Raw genomic sequence first — 20,616 nt, forward strand, 5'->3', positions numbered from 1 at the left:
CGGTGCGGCGTGAAGCGGCGGCGTTCCGGAGCCCGGCCGGGGGCCGGAATCCGGAACGCCCTTGCGAGTGCCGAACGGGCTGTCCCGCCCGTTCGCGGTGCGCGGTCGGCTGTGCGCCGTTAGCGGTTGAGGGTGATCGAGTTGATCGGCCCGAGGTCGGCGTAGACCCCGGTGCCCTGGGCGATGGGGTTGCCGCAGTTGGCCCCGTTGGAGCCGCTGCACAGGCGTGCGGAGGCCCCGCCGTACTGGTTGTTGAGCACCCAGTGGTTGCCGAACTGGTTGCTGAGGTTGTGCGCCCCGTAGCTGTAGAAGACGTGGCTCGGGCTGACGGCGGGGTTCTGGTTCTGCGGGTAGATGCAGACCGCCCCGTCCGGGCACCCGGCCCACGTGTCGGCCGGCTGCGCGCCGGACGCCCCGGCGGCTCCGCTGAGTGCGACGACGGCTGCTGCGGCGGTGGCGAACGCGGCGGCGCCGCGGATCATCTTGCGCATGGTGGGTGTCCCCTCGGGTCTTGCTCCGTGCTGACACCTGGAGCCTGTCCCCGGCGGGCACCCGGGTCGACGTGTTTCCCGTCGCCCGTCGGCGGCTCGCTTCGGGAAACCCCCTGTGACCAGCGCACTCGCCGAAGGAGGGGCAACGCCCGGGCCTGCTCCTTCGGCCCAGCGCGGATGAAGCCTTCGGGCGAACGCGCTGCGCGGCGCACGGGGCGGCCGCCGCCGGGGTGATAGCCCGAGGGGACCAACACACCCCGGAGGTGCGGCCGCACATGACCAGGCGACTCGTGACGCGGCCCGCCCGGCGGCTCCCGCCCGGCGGCCGGCCCCGCGGTGAAGGCCGGCCCGGCCCCGCCCGTACCCCGGCGCGTGCGGGGTCGCCGGCCGCCGCACGGACGGCGACCCCGGTGGCCCCGGCCCTGCGGACAGCCGCCGGGTACGCCTGGCGGCTGCTGGTCGTCGGCGCGGCGGCGTACGCGGTCTTCGCCGTCCTGGGGCGGTTCCACGAGATCGCCCTCGCCCTCTTCCTGGGCCTGGTCGCGGCGGCCATGCTGCGCCCGCCGGCCGGTCTGCTGGCCCGGGTGATGCCCCGCGGCCTCGCCGTCGCCTGCGCACTGATCGGCAGTCTGATCGTGGTGCTCGGCGCCCTCGCGCTGGTCGGCGAGGCCGTCGCGGGCGAATGGCCGGCGCTGGTGAAGGAGTTCCGGGTCGGGCTGGACCGCATCCAGGACTGGCTCCGGGGTCCGCCGCTGCGGCTCGACTCGCACGTCCTGAGCGATGCCCAGTCGAAGATCGGCGACTACCTCTCCAGCCACCGCTCCACCCTGCTGAGCACGGCGCTCAGCGGTGCGGGACGGGTCGTTGCGGTGTTCACCGTGGCGGCCCTCGGGCTGTTCTGCTCGGTCTTCTTCACCTATTCGGGCGACCGGCAGTGGAACTGGTTCTGCTCACAGCTTCCCGAAGGCGCAAGGGACCGGATGGCCGTGGGCGGACGCGCCGCGTGGCGGACCTTCACGGGCTACACCCACGGCATCGTGCTCGTGGCCGCGACCAACGCCGTCCTCGTGGGCATCGCGCTCTACCTCCTCGGTGTCCCGCTGGCGGTTCCGCTGGCCCTGCTGGAGTTCGTCGCCGCCTTCGTCCCGCTCATCGGCTCCCCGGTCGCCCTCGGCGTGGCAGCCGTGGTCGCGCTCGCCACCCAGGGGCCGCTCGTGGCCGCACTGGTGGTCGCGCTCATCGTGGTCATCGGCCAGATCGAAGGACACCTGCTGCATCCCCTGGTGATGAGCTGGGCGGTGCGCCTGCACCCGATGGTGGTGGCCCTGTCGGTGGTCGCGGGAGCCATCGCGGCCGGGATCGTGGGGGCGGTGGTGGCGGTGCCCCTGGTCTCGGTGGCCTGGTCCGTGCACCAGTCCCTGCGCAAGGTACCCACGGACTGACGTACCGCCGTACCCGTGCGCGGCCCCCGGTCAGCTCCGGGGGTCCACGACGGCCTCGACGTGGTCGGCGACGGCGACGAGCAGCACCCGGGTGCCCGCCTCCAGCGCCCGCCAGCGGTGCTCCACCCCGCCCGTGAGGTACAGCGTGTCGCCGCGGCCCAGGCGGTGGGTCCGCCCGTCGGCCTCGACCTCGGCCGAGCCGTCGGCCACGTACATCAGCTCGTCGTTGCGGTGCCGGAACGCACGCTCCGCGTCATGGTCCCCGGTGAACTCCAGCGCGTGCATCTGGTGCTGGCCGCGTACGAGCGGACGGACCCGGGCCGTCGCATCCGTCCCGGAGCCGGGCCCGAAGCCGGAGTCGAGCCCCGGATCGGCGTCGGCCCGCACGATGTCCACGCGCCGCGGGGTCTCCCCGGCGGCCAGCAGCTGCACGGCCGTGGTGTCCAGGGCGTCCGCCACCCGCTGGAGCGAGCGCATGCTGGGGCGGGCCCGGTCGTTCTCGATCTGGCTGAGGAAGGGCGAGGACAGCCCGCTGCGCGCCGCCACCTCGGCGAGGGTGAGGTCCAGGGCCCTGCGCCGCCTGCGGATGCCCGCACCGATCCGCCGCTCGGAGGTCTCCTCTTCCACCTGGCCGCCCACCCCGCACCCCGCTCGTCGTTCACGCCTCTGACGATCATCTTCCCGCACCCGGCCGCGGGCTTCGCACTCCCTTCACAGTGCCGCAACAATGCACCGCTAACTTCAAAGGAGATTGCTCGCATCAAACAAAGTTTCACGCTCCGCAGGAGGACAGCATGCCCCCGGTCGACCAGAACTTCCGCCGCCGCCGCGGCACGGGTCTCATCGCCCTCGACCCCGCGGCCTCGGAAGGCGGGTACACCCTCTTCGCCCCGCTCACCGGCACCGGCGAGGTGTACCTGATCGACATCCACGGCGAGGTGGTCCACGAGTGGCGGCTGCCCTACCGCCCCGGCCGGCACGCCCGGATACTCGCCAACGGCAACCTCGCCTACAGCGGCGTGCTCCCCGGGCAGGAGGCGCTCTTCCCGATGTGGCACAAGTACCGCGGCGGCGTGATGCTCGAAGCCGCCCCCGACGGCACCGTCCTGCGCGAACACCGCGATCCCCTCCAGCACCACGACGCCCACCACCTCGGCGGCGGCCGTGTGCTCTACACCGCGCTCGAACCCCTGCGGGGCTCCGACGCGGCGGGCGTGCTCGGGGGAGTCCCCGGTTCGGAGGCGGCCGACGGCACGGTATGGGCCGACACCATCAAGGAGGTCGACGCCGACGGCTCCGTACGCTGGTCGTGGAACGCGGCAGAACACCTCGACCGGGCCGAATACGCCCTGCACCCCGACTACGCCCGGGAGCACTGGCCGCTGATCAACAGCGTCGTACCGCTCGCCGACGGGAACGTCCTCGCCAGCCTGCGCAGCGTCTCCGCCGTGGTCGTCATCAGCCGGGAGACCGGCGAGATCCTCTGGCGCACCGAACCCGGAGTCGTCTCCCAGCAGCACGCCCCCACCGAACTCGCCGACGGCCGGGTGCTGGTGTTCGACAACGGAGTCTTCCGGCCCGGATCGGACGTCCCCTACTCCCGCGTCATCGAGGTCGAGCGCTCCTCGGGCAAGGTCGTCTGGGAGTACCACGACCCCGCCCGCGAGGCCTTCTTCGCCCCCTTCATGGGCAGCGCCCAGCGGCTCGCCGGCGGCAACACCCTCGTCACCGACTCCCCGTCCGGCCGCCTCTTCGAGGTGACCCCCGAGGGCTACCTCTGCTGGGAGTACGTCGTCCCGCACTTCGGCGCCTACCAGGAGTCCGAGGTCCGCGGCCTGTTCCCGTCCGAGCCCAACGCGGTCTTCCGCGCCTACCGTTACACCGCCGAAGAGCTGCCCTGGCTGGACAGAGAGGCCGCCCGATGAGCGCCGCCTCCACGAAGGACACGAAGCCCGGGAAGGCCACGGAGCCCGCGGCCCCCGTGAGCCCGGTCAGCCCGGTCAGCCCGGTGGACGAGAGGCTGCCGCTGCGCCGGCTGGCCCCGCTGTCCGCGCAGCACGTCCTGGCCATGGTGGCCGCGCCCGTCTCCACCACGTTCCTGACCGGCCAGGCCCTCGGCCTCGACGCCGCGCACACCGCCTCCCTGCTCAGCGCCACCCTCGTGCTCTGCGGCGTAGGCACCCTGCTCCAGTCCCTCGGGGTGTGGCGGTTCGGGGCCCGGCTGCCGTTCGTCATGCTCCCCGGCGGGGCGGCCACCGCCCTCTTCCTTCAGATAGCCAAGGACCACGGCCCCGCGACCGCGACCGGCTCGGTGCTCCTCGCCGCGGCGCTGCTCTTCGCCGTACTGCCCTTCTACGCGAAGGTCGTCCGGCTCTTCCCGCCGCTGGTCATGGGCACCACCGTGCTGCTCATCGGGATCGCCATGATCCGGGTCGCCGCCCAGCTGGTCACCGGCCGCCCCGGGAGCCCCGGGTACGCCGCGCCCTCGGCCGTCGTACTGGCCGGCGCCACCATCGGCTGCACCGTGCTGTTCCTCATGGTGCTGCGCGGGATCTGGCGGCAGACCGCCGTGCTCCTCGGCATGGGCGCGGGCACCCTCATCGCGCTCACGACCGGCCTCGGCCACCTCGCGCCCGTGGGCGGGGCCGGCGGGGGCCTGACCCTGCCGCACCTCCTCCCGTACGGCGCACCGCAGTTCGACCTGCTCGCCGCGCTGCCCCTGCTCGTCTTCAGCCTGACCACCCTCGCGGAGATCACCGGGCAGACCGTCCTGAACAGCGAGACCGTGGGGCGCGAGAGCGACCCCGGACGCGATGTCCCCCGGGTGGCCCGGGCCGACGCCCTGATCTCCGTGTTCGGCGGGCTGTTCGGCACCTCGCTGATGGTCACGAGCGCCGAGAACATCGGCATCGGACGGCTCACCGGGGTCCGCAGCCGCTTCGTGACCGCCGGCGCGGGCGTGCTGCTCATCGCCGTCGGCCTGCTGGCACCCGTGTCCCGGCTGCTCGCCGCGATCCCCGCACCCGTCGTGGGCGGATCCGCCCTGGTGATCTACGGGATCATCGCGGTGATGGGCGTCGACATGCTCGGGCGGACCGCGCCCGGCGCCGGCGGGGGCTCCACCGTGATCGCGCTGGCCCTCACCGCCGGACTGCTGCCGGTGGTGGCCCCCGACCTCTACCAGGGGTTCCCCACCTGGGCCCGGACCGTCCTGGGCAGCGGGGTGGTGGCGGGCACGCTCACCGCGGTCCTGCTCCACGCCCTCTTCCGCACGTTCGGCCGCGACGGGAGCCCGCCCCCGGAGCAGGCCCGCCCGGCGGACTGACGGCGGCGCTCCGCCGGGCCTGCGGCTATCCTCGCGCGGCGAAGGCGAGTACAACTGCTGTGCGAAGAGGGGGAGCCGATGCTGCGCGATGCGCGCGAGTGGTTCGACGGCGCGGCCGACGGGGAGATACGGGCACTGGAAGAGGTGCCCGGCATCGATCCGGAACGGCTGCGGGAACTGTGGTGTGCCGAACCGGAGCTCATGCTCCGCCTCGACGGCCTGCACACGGCCGCGCAGCGGGCCTTCGAACGGCGGACGCGCACCGCGGTCACCGACGAACTGCTCCGCGCCCTGCGCGCCGTGGCCCAGGGGGCGGACGTGGCCCGGCTGGAGACGGCCGTAGCGCTGGCCGGAGCGCGACTGGAAGCCGATACGGCCACGGCGGCGGCGCGCGGCCTGAACACCGGCTTGACCTGCGGAATCGTCCTCAGCCCGGTGATCCTGCTCCTGGTCTTCGCCCTGGGGGAGTGGGTGCCCCGGCTCTTCGGCGTGAGCCTCGGCTGCCAGGAGCAGCTGGCCCTGGCCGGGGCACTGGTGTGCTTCGCCGGCGGCGCCACGGGCGCGGTCTTCAGCGTGATCGTCCGGCTGCGCGATCCCCGGCAGCTGATCCGGTCCCGCCCGGGCGGGACCGGGCCCGGCGTGGACCCGGTCGGGCTGCCGGACCCGGTCCAGCTCTCGGACCCGGTCCAGCTCTCGGACCCGGTCCAGCTGTCCCGTGCGTTGCGCCAAGAGGGCTGGTACCGGGTGGTGGTGGGCTGGTTCCTGGCCACCGCCCTCTACCTCCTGGTCGCCGGCGGGATCCTCACCCTCCTCACCCCGCCGGCCACCCCGGCCGCACTGTGCGGGCCCGGCCCGCTCTCCGCCGACGGGCACGGGGCCCTGGTCAAGACCTGGTTCTTCTGGGGAGCCATCGGCTTCCTCGCAGGTCTCAACGAACGCTGGGCGCGCGGCCTGCTGCGCCACCCCTCGGCCCCCGGGGCCGGGCAGGCCGGGCCGCCGGAGGGTGCGGCCCGCCCGTAGGCGTCGGCCGGGCGGTTCCGCGCGAAACGGCCGGAATCCGTTGCCCCGGAGGGGCGGACACGGGGGTGCACGCGCGTTTACCCTGGGGGTGAACGCATGTGCACCCCTTCCGTCGGACCAGTGTCCGGAGCCGTATGCCCACCAAGACGCACCCCCGCTTCCGCCCCCGCCGCCGCCCCGGCCCTCGTCCGATGGTGGCCGTCCTCGCGTTCTGCGGGGCGATCGTGGCCGTCATGCAGACCCTGGTCGTCCCCCTGCTGCCGCACATCCCCGACCTGACGGGCAGCAGCCGCGCCGCCGCGGGCTGGCTCGTCACCGTCACCCTGCTCACCGGCGCCGTCTGCACCCCCGTGCTCGGCCGGGTCGGCGACATGTACGGCAAGCGCCGCGTGCTCCTCGCCTCGCTCGTCGTCCTGACCGCCGGATCCGTGCTGTGCGCGGCCACCTCCGACATCGCCGTCCTGATCACGGGACGCGCCCTCCAGGGCACCGCGCTCGCCGTCATCCCGCTCGGCATCAGCATCATCCGCGACGAACTCCCGGCGGAACGCGTCCTGCCGTCCATCGCCCTCATGAGCTCCACCCTCGGGATCGGCGCCGCGATCGGCCTCCCGGTTGCGGCCCTCGTCGTCGACAACTTCGACTGGCACACCATGTTCTGGGCCTCGGCCGCCCTCGGCCTGCTGGACGTCCTCCTCGTCCTGTGGACCGTCCCCGAGTCCCCGACGCGCACCGCGGGCCGGTTCGACGTACCGGGCACCCTCGGCCTCGCCACCACCCTCGTGGCCCTGCTCCTCGCCATCACCCAGGGCGCGGACTGGGGCTGGACCGCGCCCCGCACCCTCGCACTGTTGGCCACCGCCCTGGTCACCGGGGCCCTCTGGGGGCGCCATGAGCTGCGCACCGCCTCCCCGATGGTCGACCTGCGCGTCTCGGCGCGCCCCGCCGTCCTGCTCACCAACCTCGCGGCCCTGCTCGTCGGCTTCGCCTTCTACGCGAACTCCCTGGTCACCGCCCAGCTGGTGCAGGAGCCGAAGAGCACCGGGTACGGGCTCGGCGCCTCCCTCGTGGTGAGCGGGCTGTGCCTGCTGCCCGGAGGCCTGGCCATGGTCGCGCTGTCCCCGGTGTCGGCGCGGCTCTCCGCCGCGTACGGCCCGCGGACCGCGCTGGCCCTGGGAGCGGCGGTCATGGCCGTCGGCTACCTCGTCCGGTTCTTCACCAGCCACGCCCTCTGGCTGATCGTGGCCGGCGCCACGGTGGTCGCCTGCGGTACCGCCCTCGCCTACTCGGCGCTGCCCGCGCTCGTCATGCGGGCCGTCCCCGTGACCGAGACGGGCGCCGCGAACGGCCTCAACACCCTGATGCGCTCCGTGGGCCAGGCCTGCTGCAGCGCCGTGGTCGCGGCCGTGCTCGCCCAGGTCACGTTCCTGGCGGGCGGGCGCAGCGTCCCCACCCTGCACGCGTACCTGCTGGTCTTCCTGATCGCGGCCGGAGCCGCGCTCGCCGCGCTGGCGGCGGCCCTGTGTCTGCCCGCCGGCAGGCCGGCGGGGTCCGCGCAGGCCGGTACGGTCGGGGTGACCAGGTCCGCGTCCGCGCTCCGGGAGGGCACATGAGCACCGCCGAGGAGTCCGGCCGCGACGCCATCGTGCGCGCCGCCCGCAGGGCCTTCACCCTGCGGCCCTACGCAGAGGTCACCCTGCGCGGCATCGCGGCCGACGCCGGGGTCAGCCCCTCGCTGATCGTGAAGCGGTTCGGCAGCAAGGAGGGGCTGTTCAACACGGTCGCCGACTTCCAGCCGGCCGCCGACGCCCTGTTCGCGGCGGAGCCCGCCGTACTGGGCCGCCACCTCGTCCTGACCACGGTCCGGCTGCGCGACGAGCTCCGCGGGGACCCGCTGCTGCGGGTGGTGTTCTCCCTGGGCATCGACGACGAGCGCACCCTGCTGCGGGAGCGGTTCCGCGAACAGGTCACCGCCCGCCTCGCCGACCGTCTCCAAGGCGCCGACCGGGAGCTGCGTGCCGAGCTGATCGCGGGCCAGCTGCTGGGTCTGGGGGCGACGCTGAGTCTGCACCGGCCCGACGGCGCGGGTACCCGTACCCCGCCCGGACGGCTGGCGGACCTGTACGCCCCCGGGCTCCAGGGGCTCATCGACGGCGGCGCCGGAGGGCATGATCCGCGGGAGCCGGTTAGCGTCGGGGGATGAGTACCGAACCGCAGACCTTCGAGATCCTGCTGGTGCCCGAGCACGTGGTGGAGGGGTCGGCCGACGACGCCGTCCGCTCCGCCGTCGTCGCACCGACCGGCCAGAACGGCGCCTCCGGCTATCCCCGCTATTCGGGTGACGGGATGGTGGCGGACATCGATCCGGTCACCCGAACGGTGGAAGCCCTCCTCGTGGACGGCTCCGAGCTCGACTACGGCCTCAAGCCCGTCCTGCACCCGCGCACCTGATGCGCCGTCGGGCGGCGGGGAGGCCCTGCCTTTGCGGCCCTGCCTTCGCGCCGCCCGACGCCGGCCGCTACTCGAAGCGGGTGGTGTCCCCCGCGCCCCGCCGGACGATCTCGGCCTCGCCGCTGGAGAAGTCGATGACCGTCGTCGGCAGCGTCCCGCAGTCGCCCGAGTCGACCACCATGTCCAGGACGTGGTCGAGCCGGTCCTTGATCTCCCAGCCCTGCGTCATCGGCTCCGCCTCGTCGGGCAGGAGCAGCGTGCTCGACAGCAGCGGCTCGCCCAGCTCGGCCAGCAGCGCCTGCACCACGACGTGGTCGGGGATGCGCACGCCCACGGTCTTCTTCTTCGGGTGCTGGAGCTGGCGCGGCACTTCCTTCGTCGCCGGAAGGATGAAGGTGTAGCTGCCGGGGGTGGACGCCTTGATCGCGCGGAAGACGTCGTTGTCGATGGTGACGAACTGGCCGAGCTGCGCGAAGTTCTCGCACACCAGGGTGAAGTGGTGGCGGTCGTCGAGCTGCCGGATGGACCGGATCCGGTCCACACCCTCACGGTTGCCCAGCTGGGCGCCCAGCGCGTAGCAGGAGTCCGTCGGATAGGCGACGAGGCCTCCGGCGCGGATGCCGTCGGCGATGCTGCCGATCGCTCGGGGCTGGGGGTTGTCGGGGTGTACGTCGAAGTACTTTGCCATCCGACGAGCCTACGGGATCCGGCGGTTCCGGCACCCTGTCCCGAGGGCAGGCCGGGGGCGGGTGGCCGCAGGGCGATCGAAAAGTTGGCGATTGTCCATTTTTTATCCTGCTTGGACCGGACCTTCCCGTGATTGCGATCATATTTGTTGCGTCGCGTGCGTAAATTCTTCGGCGGTGTACATAGGGTGCGGGAATCGGCGGCCTGTCCGTGGCCGATTAGTCACGCACGAGGGTTTCCCACACATGACCGCCACGTCGCTTTCGCCTGCCGGAAAACCACTCTCCGCGAGAGGCCGCAGAGAGGTCGCGTCCCAGGTGGGCGGGGTCAAGCGGAATATCGCATTCCTTTCGGCCTTCATGGCCGCGCTCATATCCATGGCGGCTTACAGCATCGGTCTCGCCACGCGCGGGGTCTACCCTTTCGGGCCCGTTCCGCGCGCCGACAACGACCTGCGCCACCAATACGTCCCCTTCCACACCCACCTCTGGGACCTCCAGCACGGCAGCGCCCAGGGAGATCTGCTCTTCAACTGGCAGAGCGGGTACGGCGTCGGATTCCTCGGCGACTTCTTCACCTATCTCTCCAATCCGTTCTCCCTGCTCGCCGGCCTCCTGCCCCGCCAGCACGCGGAACTCTCCGTCTACCTCGTCAGCCTCTGCAGCATGGGCCTCGCCGCCGCGCTGATGACCGTGTACCTGGGGCGCCTGCGCCCCGGCTCGCCCTGGCTGCGCGCCCTGCTCTCCGTCGGCTACGCCGTCTGCGGCTGGGGAGTCGCCGAGGGCACCGTCGTCCCGATGTGGACCTGGGGCCTGGTCGCGATACCCCTGCTCGGGATAGCCGCCGACTGGTGTCTGACCGGCCGCCGCTGGGTCCTCGGCAGCCACCTCGTCGCCCTGTGCTGGTTCGCCAACTTCTACACCGCCGCCATGGCAACCATGGCCGCCGCGCTCGTCTTCCTCGTACGGCTCCTGCTCGCCGACGCCGACCGGCGCACCCGCGGCCGGGCGCTGTGGCGGGCCGCCACCATGACCGGCACCGGACTGCTCCTCGCCGCCCCCGCCATCCTGGTGTGCGCCTACGCCAACCTGCGGGCCCAGCCCACCGAGCTGTACGTGGTCAGCGTGGACACCGATCCGCTGACCCTCCTCTCGATGCTCATACCGGGCACCCACCCCGTCAGCCCCGCGCCGAACGTCTACGCGGGGGTGCTCGTCCTCCTCCTCGTCCTGACCCTGCCCTTCCAGTCGAAGGTGCGCGGCCGCGAACGCCTCGCCTGGTGCTCGCTCCTGCTGCTGACCGGGGTCTCCTTCGTCCTCACCCCCACCGCCAAGATCTGGCAGGGCGGGGCCCTCCCGCACGGCGCCCCCTTCCGCGAATCCTTCGTGCTCAGCGGCATGCTGACGATGGCCGCCTGGATCTGCCTCGCCCACATGCCCCGGCCCCGGGCCCTGCTCGGCGGTGCCGGCCTGCTGGCCGTGCTCGTCACGGCCGCCCAGGACCTCCCGCCGGTCAACGAGCACGCCCTCACCGGCGTCCTGATCGGCGGCGCCGTCACCACGGTCCTGCTGCTGTTCTACGCGCGCGGACTGCGCCGCCCCGCCCGCATCGGCGTGATGGCGCTGCTGGCCGTCTCGGTCTTCGCCGGCACCGTGTACTCCGTCTACGGGAACTCCGTCGCCGACGACCCCCGCCGGCGCGGCCCCGTACGCGCCCAGACCATGACCGAACTCGGCAAGAACGCGCGCCAGGCCCTGGAGGCGCACCGGAACTGGCCCGCCACCCGGGCCGACGCCGGACCCGGCGTCTTCGTCACCAACAACGACGCGATGCTGGTCGGCGGCCAGGGCGGCGCCTACTACAGCAGCTACGTGAGCGCGGAGACCGCGCGCGCACTGCGCGGCCTCGGCCTGGGCCAGGCCATGGGCGGCCGCCACCTGTGGCCCGCGGGAGACCCGGTGCTGCAGGCCCTGCTCGGCGTCGGCACCGTCCTCGAACCGGCCGGCGAGGACGGTGTCACCGTCCGCACCCTGCCCGCCCCGCCCCTGGTCACCCTCCGGACACCGGGCAGCGACCAGCCCTACGGGGCTCCCGCGGGCTCCGTCTGGGCCCGGCGCCAAGCCGCGCTCGGCGCCAGGATCTACACCGTCCCCGAGCTCACCCGCGGCGACGGACAGACCGCCCCCGCAGGGGCGGCCGCACCCGCATCGGGAGCGGCCGGGCCGGGCTTCGCCCTGCCCCGGGCCGAGGGCTGGGGCCCCGAAAGCTGGACCGCGTTCACGGGACGGTGCGCCCCCGGAGCCCGCGCCTTCCTCCACGCGCCCGACCTCTCCGCGACCGCCCGGGCCGACGACAGCCGCCGGCACGAGAGCTTCTCCGGCAGGCCTCCCGCGGTCAGCGCCCCGGTCAGGGAACTGGGCACGGCGGCGGCCGACGGCCGCTTCACCTTCTCCGTGCGCACCGCGCAAGACGGCCAGGTCCTGCCGTCCGACGCGCTCGGCTGCCTGGACCAGGCCGCCTTCGACGCGGCCGTGGCCGGGCTGAAGGCGGGCGGGGCCACCCACGTCACGGCCGGCGGACACACCGTCGAGGCCCGGCTCCCCGCGGGCTCCACCGGCACGGCGGTGCTCGCCACCACGCCGTCCCCCGGCTGGAGCTGCTCGGTCGACGGCGGCCCGGCCCGCCCCCCGGTCTCGTACCAGGGCCTGCTCGGCGTCCCCCTGGGATCCGGCGGCGCCGACCGGCTGGCGTGCGCGTACGTCCCCGAGGGGCTCCGCGCGGGCCTCGCCGGCACCGCCGCGGGCCTGCTGCTCGTCGCGGGTGTCCTGGCCGCCGCGCGCCGCCGCGTCCGCAGGGCCTGAGACACCGGAAGCCGGCTCCGGGAACGGCACACCGCTCGTGCCCGGCCCCTTGCCGCCTTCCGGCCCGTCCCGCCGGGCCGCAAGGCGGCAAGGGGGAACAATGATGCCGTCGCCGATCACGGCGCCAGGGGAAGGAAGCGCAGCTTGTACGACGCACTCGCGGCCGGAGCCTGGGGGCTCCTCGCAGGCAGCGCCCTGCTGGCCGGCGCGGCCATCGGCACCTTCTTCGCGGTACCGCGCAGGCTGATCGCCCTGATCATGGCGTTCGGCTCGGGCGTGCTGATCGCGGCGGTCTCCTACGATCTGATCGCCGAGGCCCAGGACACGGGCGGCCTGCTGCCGACCGCGCTCGGTACGGCCGCCGGCGCGGCCGTGTACAGCGCGGGCAACGCCCTGCTGGCCCGGCGCGGCGGCCGGCACCGCAAACGCTCGGGCGGCCACCAGCCCTCCGAGGACCAGCAGCCCGGCTCCGGCAGCGCCATCGCGATGGGAGCCGTGCTCGACGGGGTGCCCGAGTCCGTGGTGATCGGCGCCAGCCTGCTCGGCGGGGGATCCGTCGGACTGGCCACGATCGGCGCCGTGTTCATCAGCAACATCCCCGAAGGCATGGCCAGCGCCGCCGGCATGCGCACGGCCGGCCGCGGACGCCGGTACGTCTTCGGACTCTGGGGTGGCATCGCCCTGCTCAGCGGTGTGGCCGCGCTGCTCGGCAACGCCCTGCTCGGTGACGCCCCGCCGGAGGCCCTCGCGGCGGTCACGGCCTTCGCCGCCGGTGCGATCCTCGCGATGATCGCCGACACCATGCTCCCGGAGGCCCAGGAGAACGCCCACCTCGCCACCGGTCTGGTGACCGTGGCGGGGTTCCTCACCGCCCTCGGTCTGGGTGAGCTGTGAGCGTGGCCGGTGTCGGGCCGTCCGGCCGGACCGTGATGCTGTAGGCGGCCGCCTCCGGAACGGAGCGGAAGACCGGCCCGCGGTGCGGCAGCAGGTGCTCCAGCAACAGCGTCGACTCGCGCAGCGCGAACTGCAGCCCGAGACAGGCGCGGGGGCCGATGCCGAAGGGCACGTACGCGCCGGGGACGGACGGCCGGCCGCCCGCTGCTGTGAAGCGCCGCGGATCGAAGCGCTCGGGGTCGGGCCACAGCACCGGGTCGCGGTGCGCGAGGTAGGGGCAGACGACCACGTCGGTGCCCGCCTCGACGAAGTAGCCCCCCAGGACGTCGTCCTCGACGGCGTGCCGGGGCAGGATCCAGGCGGACGGGTACAGCCGCAAGGTCTCGCTGATCAGGGCCTGGATCGCCTCCCGGCGCTCGGCCGAGCCCTCGCCGCCCGCCGCGAGGGCCCACGCGCGGGCCTCCGGATTGCGGTCGAGGAGCAGGTACAGCCAGGTCAGCGTGGTGGCCGTGGTCTCGTGTCCCGCGACCAGCAGGGTGACCAGCTCGTCGCGGATCAGCCGGTCGGTGTACTCGGGCCGCTCGGCGGACGCCTCCACCAGCAGGTGGAGCAGCCCCGGCCCGTCGGGGCCCGCGGACCCCCGGCGGGCGGCGGCGATGGCCTGCCGGGCCACGGCGTCGATCCTGGCCAGATCCGCGGCGACCGCCTCCCCGGCGTCGGCGGAATCGGCGGGCAGCGTCGGCAGCGCCGCCACCACGGCCGCGACGGAGCCCAGTTCGCGGTCGGTGTCCTCGTCCAGTGGATGGCCGGTCAGCGAGCGCCAGATGGTGTCGAGGGCGAAGCGCCGCATCTCCTCGCCGACGTCGAAGACCTCCCCGGTGCGCTCGTACGCGGCCCAGCGCCCGGCGGCGGTCCGGGCGGCCCCGGCGATCCGCTGCTCATAGCGGCGCATGCCCGTACCCGTGAACTGGGACTGCAGGAGCCGCCGTTGGCGTTTCCACGCCTCACCGGTAGCGGAGAGCACGCCGTCGCCGACCAGCAGCCGGGCGCGGTGCGAGCGTTTGACGTAGCGCCGGGGATGCAGGGCCAGTACGTGCTGGATCGCCTCCGGACCGGTGACCAGCACGGTCGGCCGTCCTGCCGGGCCGTCGTCCCCGAGCCGGAAGGCGCCGACCCCGCCGAGCCGTCCGCACACCTCGGCCAGCAGCTCGACGAGCCGGCCTCCCCCCGCGCTCCACCGCTCCACGACGGAGGGATCCAGCTCGGGGACCGGGAGACCGGGGCGCCCCACGGGACCGGCTTCGATGGCCATCGCTGTTCCCCTGTCCGCACGTTCGTCTGATCGGCCGTCCGTCCGCTCCACCGTCCGCCGGCCGGGGTCCGTTCCCGCCCGCCGGGGCGGCAGCAGCACGGACTGTACGGGAGCGGGAACGGACAGGGGTCGGCCTTCGGCCAGGCGCCGCACCAACCTCCGGACGGACCCGCGACGGCCCCTACGCCGGGCGGGTGTACCACCGGCCCGCCTCCCGCCCCCGGCCGGGGGCGGGCCGTTGGATGGGGGTCCGGGGGATCGTGGTCAGGGGCCGGGGCGCGCGATCGGCAGTGGATCGGTTCCTGAGGAGTGGCGATGGGTCCGTTCTCGGCGGAGGGGGCACGGGACGCGCTGAACCGCACCCAGGCCGCGATGCTGCTGCCCGCGATCCTCGTGGGCGCCGGGTCGGGGCTGGGCGCGGTGGGCTTCCGCTGGCTGATCGAGGTCTTCACCCGGGCGCTGTCCGGCCACGACGACTACTCCTCCGCCGGGCACGCCGACAACCCCTACGTGCCCTGGCTCGGACCGTACTTCGTCCTCCTCGCGCCCGTGGTCGCGGGCGCGCTCTACGGACCGCTCGTCTACCGCTACGCCAAGGAGGCGCGCGGCCACGGCGTCCCCGAGGTGATGTACGCGGTCGCCCGCCAGGGCGGCCGGATCCCGCCCCGGGTCGCCGTGGTGAAATCGCTCGCGTCCGCGCTGTGCATCGGCGGCGGCGGTTCCGTGGGCCGCGAAGGGCCCATCGTCCAGATCGGGGCCGCCCTCGGCTCCACCGCCGGAGCCCTCCTGCGGGTCCGCGAGGAACGGATGCGGCTGCTGGTCGCCTGCGGCGCGGCCGGTGGCATCGCCGCCACCTTCAACGCACCCCTGGCCGGGGTGTTCTTCGCGATGGAACTGATCCTGCGCGATTTCACGGCCCGCGCCTTCGGCCTGGTCGCCGTCTCGGCCGTCACCGCCAGCGTGATCGGACGCGAAATCCTCGGCGACGAAAGGTTCCTGGACCTCGCACCGGTGAACGCCGGCCACCTGGCCGCGTACGCCCTCTACGTCCTGCTCGGCGCGGTGGCCGGGGTCGTCGGGGTGCTCTTCAGCAAGGTGCTCTACGGGGTGGAAGACCTCTGCGACTCCGTCTGGCACGGCCCGGAGTGGCTGCGCCCGGCCGCCGGCGGCATCGTGCTGGGCGCGATCCTGCTCGCACTGCCCGAGATGTACGGGGTCGGCTACCCGGTCCTCGGCAAGGCCGCGGTGGGCGGGTACGCGATCGGATTCCTGCTCGTCCTGCTCGTCGGCAAGATCATCGCGTGCAGCGTCACCATCGGCATCGGCGGCTCGGGAGGCGTCTTCGCCCCCAGCCTCTTCATCGGAGCCATGCTCGGCAGCGCCTTCGGGCAGACGATGGACCACCTCGCACCCGGAGTCACCGGTTCGGCCATGACCTACGCGGTCATCGGGATGGGCGCGGTCTTCGCCGGTTCGGCCCGCGCGCCGATCACCGCCGTCGTCATCATCTACGAGCTGACCGGCGAGTACGGCATCATCCTGCCGCTGATGGCCGCCGTCGCCGTCGCCACCGGAGTCAGCCACGCGCTCAGCCGGGACACCGTCTACACGGCCAAACTCCGCCGCCGCGGGGTCGACCTGGACCTGACCGGCCCGGCAGCGGTCGAGGTCCGGACCGCCATGGGACCACCCCCGCCCGCGCTCGCACCCGGCACCGGCCTGCGCGAGGCGATGACCGTGATGATCGAGGCGGGCGCCGACCGCCTCCCGCTCGTCGACCGGCACGGCCACTACGCGGGTACGGTCGGGGCGCCCGCCCTCTCCCGGGCCCTGCACGGAGGACTCTCCGAGAACACGCCCGTCGAGGAGCTACGCGACCACCCGCCGGCCCTGCTCACCGGCCAGTCCCTCCAGGAGGCACTGCCCCTGCTCGCCGAGAGCGAGGGCGACGGCCTCCCCGTCCTCGACGAGGAACGGCTCCACCTCCTGGGCTGGGTCTCCCACCGCTCGGCCCTGCGAACCCTGCACCCGCCCACCGACTCGGAGGGCCGCCCTCCCCGGCCCTGAGCACGCTGCGCGGTCCGCCCCACCGGGTTTTCACGTCCGTCCGGCCACCGGCGCCACCCGGCCGTCTCGCGCCGCGGCACCCCCGTGCGTAAGATCCACCCGGCACCCACGGAGAGGACTTCCCGATGAACCGCACGGAACCGCGCGAGCTCGAACTCCCCGTCACCGGCGGCGCCTTGCGCGTCCTGCGCTTCGGAACGGGGCCGCGCACCGCCGTCGCCGTGCACGGGGTCTCCGCGTCCGGGATGGCCTTCCGCGGCCTCGCCCGCGAACTCCCCGCCGACTGGAGCCTGTTCGCCCTCGACCTGCGCGGCCGCGGCCACAGCCCGGCCGCCCCGGAGGGCCACGGCATCGACGGGCACGCCGCCGATCTGTGCGCCGCCGCCGAGCGGTTCGGCGACGGCCGTCCCGTCGCCCTGGCCGGCCACTCCATGGGCGCCTACGTGGCCCTGCGCGCGGCCGTGCGCCGCCCCGGGCTCTTCGGCCGGCTGCTCCTCATCGACGGCGGCCTGCCGTTGCCGCTGCCCGAGGGCGCCGACCCCGATGCGGTGACCGAGGCCACGCTCGGCCCGGCGCTCGCCCGGCTGCGCATGAGCTTCCCGCACGAGGAGGCGTACCTGGACTTCTTCCGCGCCCATCCCGCGCTCGGCCCGTACTGGAACGAGGACATCGAGCGGTACGTCCGCTACGACGCCACCGGCCAGGGCCCCGACGGCGCCGTCCGCTCTCGGGTCCAGGAAGCGGCCGTCCGCGCGGACACCCGCGAACTCCTCGCCTCGGCGGCCGACTTCGGCGCCGACCTGCTGTCCCTGACCGTGCCCACCCGGCTGGTGTACGCCCCTCGGGGCCTGGCGGACGAGACCCCCGGCTTCCTCCCGGACGCACTGGTGTCCCACTGGGCCGGGCGGACCCCGGTGCTCGACACCGAGCAGGTGCCGGACTGCAACCACTACACCATCGTGCTGGGCCCGCCCGCGAAGACCCTCGCTGACCGGCTGACCGGCTGACCGGCTGACTGGGTCACCCGCCGCCGGGTAGAAGTTCGTGCACCCGGCGGATGATCTCGGCGCGCCCGCCGGAGCGGAGGGTGCCCGGGCAGTCGTGCCCGCCCCACGCGGTGCCGCCCATGGCGTGGATGCCCAGCCCCGGCTGGTCCGGGTGCTCGCTGACCGCCGGCGGCCAGCCGTGCGAGGCGGCGCCCCAGGCGTAGATCCGGGCGACGGCGTCCACTTGTGCCTCGGTGAGCGGCCGGGTGGCGAAACCGGAGGTCTCGACCGAGGCCCAGGACCCGTTGCCGTCCACCTGCGCCCAGGCCCGGTCCAGGACGGACACGTACTGCTCCGTCTCCCCGTCCCGGGAGACCCAGAAGTGCGAGGAGGTCTTGATCCCCGGGGTGTTGAACCGCTCGTGCAAGGACCCCTCGCCCTCCTGGACGTGGAGCACGAGCCCGCGCTGAGCATCGCGGTCGCCGTGGACGAAGTTGCGCTCCAGCGGCATCTTCGCCACCCCGGGCATCCATCCGGAAGCGGGAGAGGCGGTGGGCGAAGCCCCCGGCAGTGCCGCCTTCCGGCCGCGCTCGTCGTCGCCCGGTCCGGAACCGCCGGGCCGGGCGGCCAGCAGGGAGGCGGCGGTCGCGGTGAGGAACACGGCGCCGCCACCGGCGAGCAGGCGCCGCCGCGACGGGGCCGGGGGCACGGGGGTGCTGGGGTGCATGAGCGGTGTCCGGTTCTCGGGTGGTGCGTGGTGCGGGGGGAAAACCGATCCTTCGGGGCGCTCATGAGGGGACCGTGATCGTTTGATGACCGTTTGATGACGGGTCCGGCCCGGGCCCGGCCGGACGGATTGTGACCAATTGGTCATCCGGCGCGCATCACCTGCGCATATGCCACAGGGAGACTGACGGCTCATCCAGAACGGCACGAGCAAGGCGGTGTACGGCATGACGGCGGTACCGGTGGAGGGCGAGACGCCCGGCGCGGCGAAGGACGAGCACCGGGCGGGGACGCCCGGACCGGCCGAGGCGCAGACATCGGCTCCCGCGCCCCGGCCGGATCCGCAGCCCGCCCCGCGTACGGACCCGCGCACGGACCCGCCCTCGGTGCCGGCACCGAGGGCGGAGTCCCCGGCCGTTTCCGAGCCCGAGCCCGAGCCCGACGCCGGGCACGAGTCCGAGCAGGCACCCGACGCCGTGCCTCCGTCGGGCGGTGAGCACGATGCTGCGCCCGCTTCCGGGCTCGCGGCGGCCTCGGCGCCGGAGCCCGAGTCCGTCCCCGGGGCGGCGAGCGAGCCCGAGGCCAAGGTCGTGCCCGTGCCCTCGCCCGGGGCGGAGCCCGCCGCCGGGGTCAAGTCCGGCACCGGGGCGGAGCCGGGGGCGGCAGCCGCGGCTATCGATCCCGATCCCGATCCCGATCCCGATCCCGGCCCCGGTGCCCGTCCCCGTCCCCGTCCTGAGTCGGACTCCGAGAAGACGAGCCAGTTCATCGCGCTCAAGCCCTTGGACGCGGCCCCCTCGGCGTCGGTGCCCGTGCCGAAGTGGGCGAAGGGGTCGACGCCCGCCGCCGTACCCGCGCCGGTACCCGTAGAGCCGGCCCCGGCCGTGCCGACGGCGGCGCCCGCCCCGGCTCGGGGAACCGCCCCGGTTCCGGCGACGGCTCCCGGAAGGCTTCCGGGCGGGGCCGACGGGGGGCCGGGCGACGGCCCCGCCCAGGGGAGCTCCGCCGTCCCCGAGGGGACCACCGAGCAGCCGTTGCCCGCGCTCGATCTGCTCGCGCAGCTCACCAACACCCCGCCGCCGCCCGCGACCCCCGGCCGGACGGTGGCCCGGCGGTTCCGGATCTGGGTGCCGCCGCTGCTCCTGCTGGTCGCCGTACTGGCCGTCGTACAGGCGTTGCGGCCGCTGCCCGACGCCGTTCTCACCAGTGGGGACGCCGCGTCCTCCGTGGCCCTCGACGGCCGGTTCGAGGTGCCCTGGCCGGAGAAGGGCCAGGCCGCCGTACGGATCGGCGGCGCGGGCGACGTGGGTACGTTCGGGGAGCAGAAGGCCGTGCCGACGGCCAGCGTCGCCAAGGTCATGACGGCCTACGTGATCCTCAAGGACCACCCGCTGAAGAAGGACGAGGACGGCCCGCAGATCGAGGTCGACGCCAAGGCCGTCGCGGACGGCAACTCGGCGAGCGAATCGCGCGTTCAGGGGCTGACGACCGGCACCCGCTTCTCCCAGCAGAACATGCTGAAGATGCTGATGATCCCCTCGGGCAACAACATCGCCCGCCTGCTGGCCCGTTGGGACACCGGGAGCGATTCCGAGGCCGCGTTCGTGGAGAAGATGAACGCCGAGGCCAAGGCGCTCGGCATGACCGACACCACGTACACCGACCCGAGCGGGCTCGATGCCAAGACCGTGAGCACCGCCACCGATCAGCTGAAACTGGCCGAGGAGGTCATGAAGTTCGACGCCTTCCGGGCGATCGTCATGCTCCCCAACGCCACCGTCCCGGGCCTGAGCGAGCCGCTCATCAACAACAACGACGACCTGCTCATCGCCGGACTCAGCATCAAGGGCATCAAGACGGGCTCCAGTTCGGCGGCCGGCGGGGCGCTGATGTGGGCGGCGTACAAGACGGTGGGCGACAAGACCCCGCTGATCCTCGGCACGATGCTCGACCAGCACGTCACCGGAGCCGACCCCGACGGCGCCAACAGCCTGAAACTGGTCAAGCAGAACAGCAAGAAGGTCATCGAGGCCGTCCGCGCGGCACTGACCTCGGCCGCCGTGGTCAAGAAGGGCCAGGTCGTCGGCTACGTGGACGACGGGCTCGGTACCCGTACCCCGGTGGTGGCCACCCGGGACACGGCCGCCGTCGCCGTACCGGGGCAGCAGCTCGAACTGAGTCTGGCCGTCGGAGCCAAGGGACTCCCCGCGGAGGCGCCGGCCGGCACCGAGATCGGGGTCCTGACGGTCGGGACCGGGCCGGGCGCCCCGACCGTACCGGTGGCACTCCGGTCGGACCTGTCCGCACCGTCCCTCGGCGCGAAGCTCGTACGCCTGCGCTGAACGGTCGTCGGC

Annotated in this window: 17 protein-coding genes; 12 read left to right on the forward strand and 5 right to left on the reverse strand. The window is 73.8% G+C overall.

Going from position 1 to position 20,616, the window contains the following annotated elements; translation table 11 throughout:
• Positions 1–119: 119 nt before the first annotated feature.
• Complete coding sequence (locus ACFWNV_RS05585) at positions 120–491, reverse strand: hypothetical protein (RefSeq protein WP_383940929.1); 372 nt, start codon at positions 489–491, stop codon at positions 120–122.
• Between the two features lie 275 nt (positions 492–766).
• Between ACFWNV_RS05585 and ACFWNV_RS05590 the strand changes: the two genes are divergently transcribed.
• Positions 767–1,933: an AI-2E family transporter gene (locus ACFWNV_RS05590; protein WP_383940932.1), complete on the forward strand. Its 1,167-nt coding sequence runs from the start codon at positions 767–769 to the stop codon at positions 1,931–1,933.
• Positions 1,934–1,963: 30 nt separating this feature from the next.
• Here the strand turns inward: ACFWNV_RS05590 and ACFWNV_RS05595 are convergent, their stop codons facing one another.
• Positions 1,964–2,560 carry a helix-turn-helix domain-containing protein gene (locus ACFWNV_RS05595; RefSeq protein WP_383940934.1) on the reverse strand — a complete coding sequence of 199 codons (597 nt, stop codon included), beginning with the start codon at positions 2,558–2,560 and terminating at the stop codon, positions 1,964–1,966.
• 167 nt (positions 2,561–2,727) lie between these two features.
• Between ACFWNV_RS05595 and ACFWNV_RS05600 the strand changes: the two genes are divergently transcribed.
• The 6 genes from ACFWNV_RS05600 (at position 2,728) to ACFWNV_RS05625 (ending at position 8,729) form a co-directional block, all read left to right on the forward strand.
• The gene (locus tag ACFWNV_RS05600) at positions 2,728–3,858 is read left to right on the forward strand and encodes an aryl-sulfate sulfotransferase (RefSeq protein ID WP_383940937.1); all 1,131 of its coding nucleotides are present in this window, start codon (positions 2,728–2,730) and stop codon (positions 3,856–3,858) included.
• A complete protein-coding gene (locus ACFWNV_RS05605; RefSeq protein WP_383940939.1) occupies positions 3,855–5,258 on the forward strand; it encodes a uracil-xanthine permease family protein in 1,404 nt (467 codons plus the stop codon). The genes ACFWNV_RS05600 and ACFWNV_RS05605 overlap by 4 nt, the downstream gene beginning before the upstream one ends.
• A 78-nt stretch (positions 5,259–5,336) precedes the next feature.
• A complete protein-coding gene (locus tag ACFWNV_RS05610; RefSeq protein WP_383940942.1) occupies positions 5,337–6,278 on the forward strand; it encodes a hypothetical protein in 942 nt (313 codons plus the stop codon).
• Positions 6,279–6,412: 134 nt separating this feature from the next.
• Complete coding sequence (locus tag ACFWNV_RS05615; RefSeq protein ID WP_383940945.1) at positions 6,413–7,891, forward strand: MFS transporter; 1,479 nt, start codon at positions 6,413–6,415, stop codon at positions 7,889–7,891.
• Entirely contained in the window at positions 7,888–8,481 is a 594-nt protein-coding gene (locus ACFWNV_RS05620; protein ID WP_383940948.1) for a TetR family transcriptional regulator, read from the forward strand. The genes ACFWNV_RS05615 and ACFWNV_RS05620 overlap by 4 nt, the downstream gene beginning before the upstream one ends.
• Positions 8,478–8,729, forward strand: coding sequence for a hypothetical protein (locus ACFWNV_RS05625; protein ID WP_383940951.1), 252 nt, complete (start codon positions 8,478–8,480; stop codon positions 8,727–8,729). Before ACFWNV_RS05620 ends, ACFWNV_RS05625 begins: the two co-directional genes overlap by 4 nt.
• Positions 8,730–8,796: 67 nt before the next feature.
• Here the strand turns inward: ACFWNV_RS05625 and ACFWNV_RS05630 are convergent, their stop codons facing one another.
• The gene (locus ACFWNV_RS05630; RefSeq protein ID WP_383940954.1) at positions 8,797–9,417 is read right to left on the reverse strand and encodes an L-threonylcarbamoyladenylate synthase; all 621 of its coding nucleotides are present in this window, start codon (positions 9,415–9,417) and stop codon (positions 8,797–8,799) included.
• Between the two features lie 376 nt (positions 9,418–9,793).
• On the opposite strand from ACFWNV_RS05630, the gene ACFWNV_RS05635 reads away from it, so the two are divergent.
• Both ACFWNV_RS05635 and ACFWNV_RS05640 read left to right on the forward strand, forming a co-directional pair.
• Entirely contained in the window at positions 9,794–12,277 is a 2,484-nt protein-coding gene (locus tag ACFWNV_RS05635) for a YfhO family protein (protein ID WP_383940957.1), read from the forward strand.
• Positions 12,278–12,421: 144 nt separating this feature from the next.
• On the forward strand, positions 12,422–13,171 hold the full coding sequence (locus tag ACFWNV_RS05640) for a ZIP family metal transporter (RefSeq protein WP_383940959.1): 750 nt from the start codon (positions 12,422–12,424) through the stop codon (positions 13,169–13,171).
• Here ACFWNV_RS05640 and ACFWNV_RS05645 read toward each other — a convergent pair.
• Positions 13,143–14,483, reverse strand: coding sequence for a cytochrome P450 (locus ACFWNV_RS05645; protein ID WP_383940962.1), 1,341 nt, complete (start codon positions 14,481–14,483; stop codon positions 13,143–13,145). The two genes, ACFWNV_RS05640 and ACFWNV_RS05645, sit on opposite strands and share 29 nt — an antisense overlap.
• 315 nt (positions 14,484–14,798) lie before the next feature.
• On the opposite strand from ACFWNV_RS05645, the gene ACFWNV_RS05650 reads away from it, so the two are divergent.
• Both ACFWNV_RS05650 and ACFWNV_RS05655 read left to right on the forward strand, forming a co-directional pair.
• Positions 14,799–16,550 carry a chloride channel protein gene (locus tag ACFWNV_RS05650; protein ID WP_383940965.1) on the forward strand — a complete coding sequence of 584 codons (1,752 nt, stop codon included), beginning with the start codon at positions 14,799–14,801 and terminating at the stop codon, positions 16,548–16,550.
• A gap of 125 nt (positions 16,551–16,675) precedes the next feature.
• Positions 16,676–17,557, forward strand: coding sequence for an alpha/beta hydrolase (locus ACFWNV_RS05655; RefSeq protein ID WP_383940968.1), 882 nt, complete (start codon positions 16,676–16,678; stop codon positions 17,555–17,557).
• Between the two features lie 13 nt (positions 17,558–17,570).
• On the opposite strand, the gene ACFWNV_RS05660 is transcribed toward ACFWNV_RS05655, so the two are convergent.
• On the reverse strand, positions 17,571–18,263 hold the full coding sequence (locus tag ACFWNV_RS05660) for an N-acetylmuramoyl-L-alanine amidase (RefSeq protein WP_383940971.1): 693 nt from the start codon (positions 18,261–18,263) through the stop codon (positions 17,571–17,573).
• A 226-nt stretch (positions 18,264–18,489) separates the two neighbouring features.
• On the opposite strand from ACFWNV_RS05660, the gene ACFWNV_RS05665 reads away from it, so the two are divergent.
• A complete protein-coding gene (locus tag ACFWNV_RS05665) occupies positions 18,490–20,604 on the forward strand; it encodes a D-alanyl-D-alanine carboxypeptidase (RefSeq protein ID WP_383940974.1) in 2,115 nt (704 codons plus the stop codon).
• The last annotated feature ends 12 nt before the right edge of the window (positions 20,605–20,616 follow it).

This window comes from Streptomyces sp. NPDC058401, from assembly GCF_042722885.1.
GTDB lineage: Bacteria > Actinomycetota > Actinomycetes > Streptomycetales > Streptomycetaceae > Streptomyces.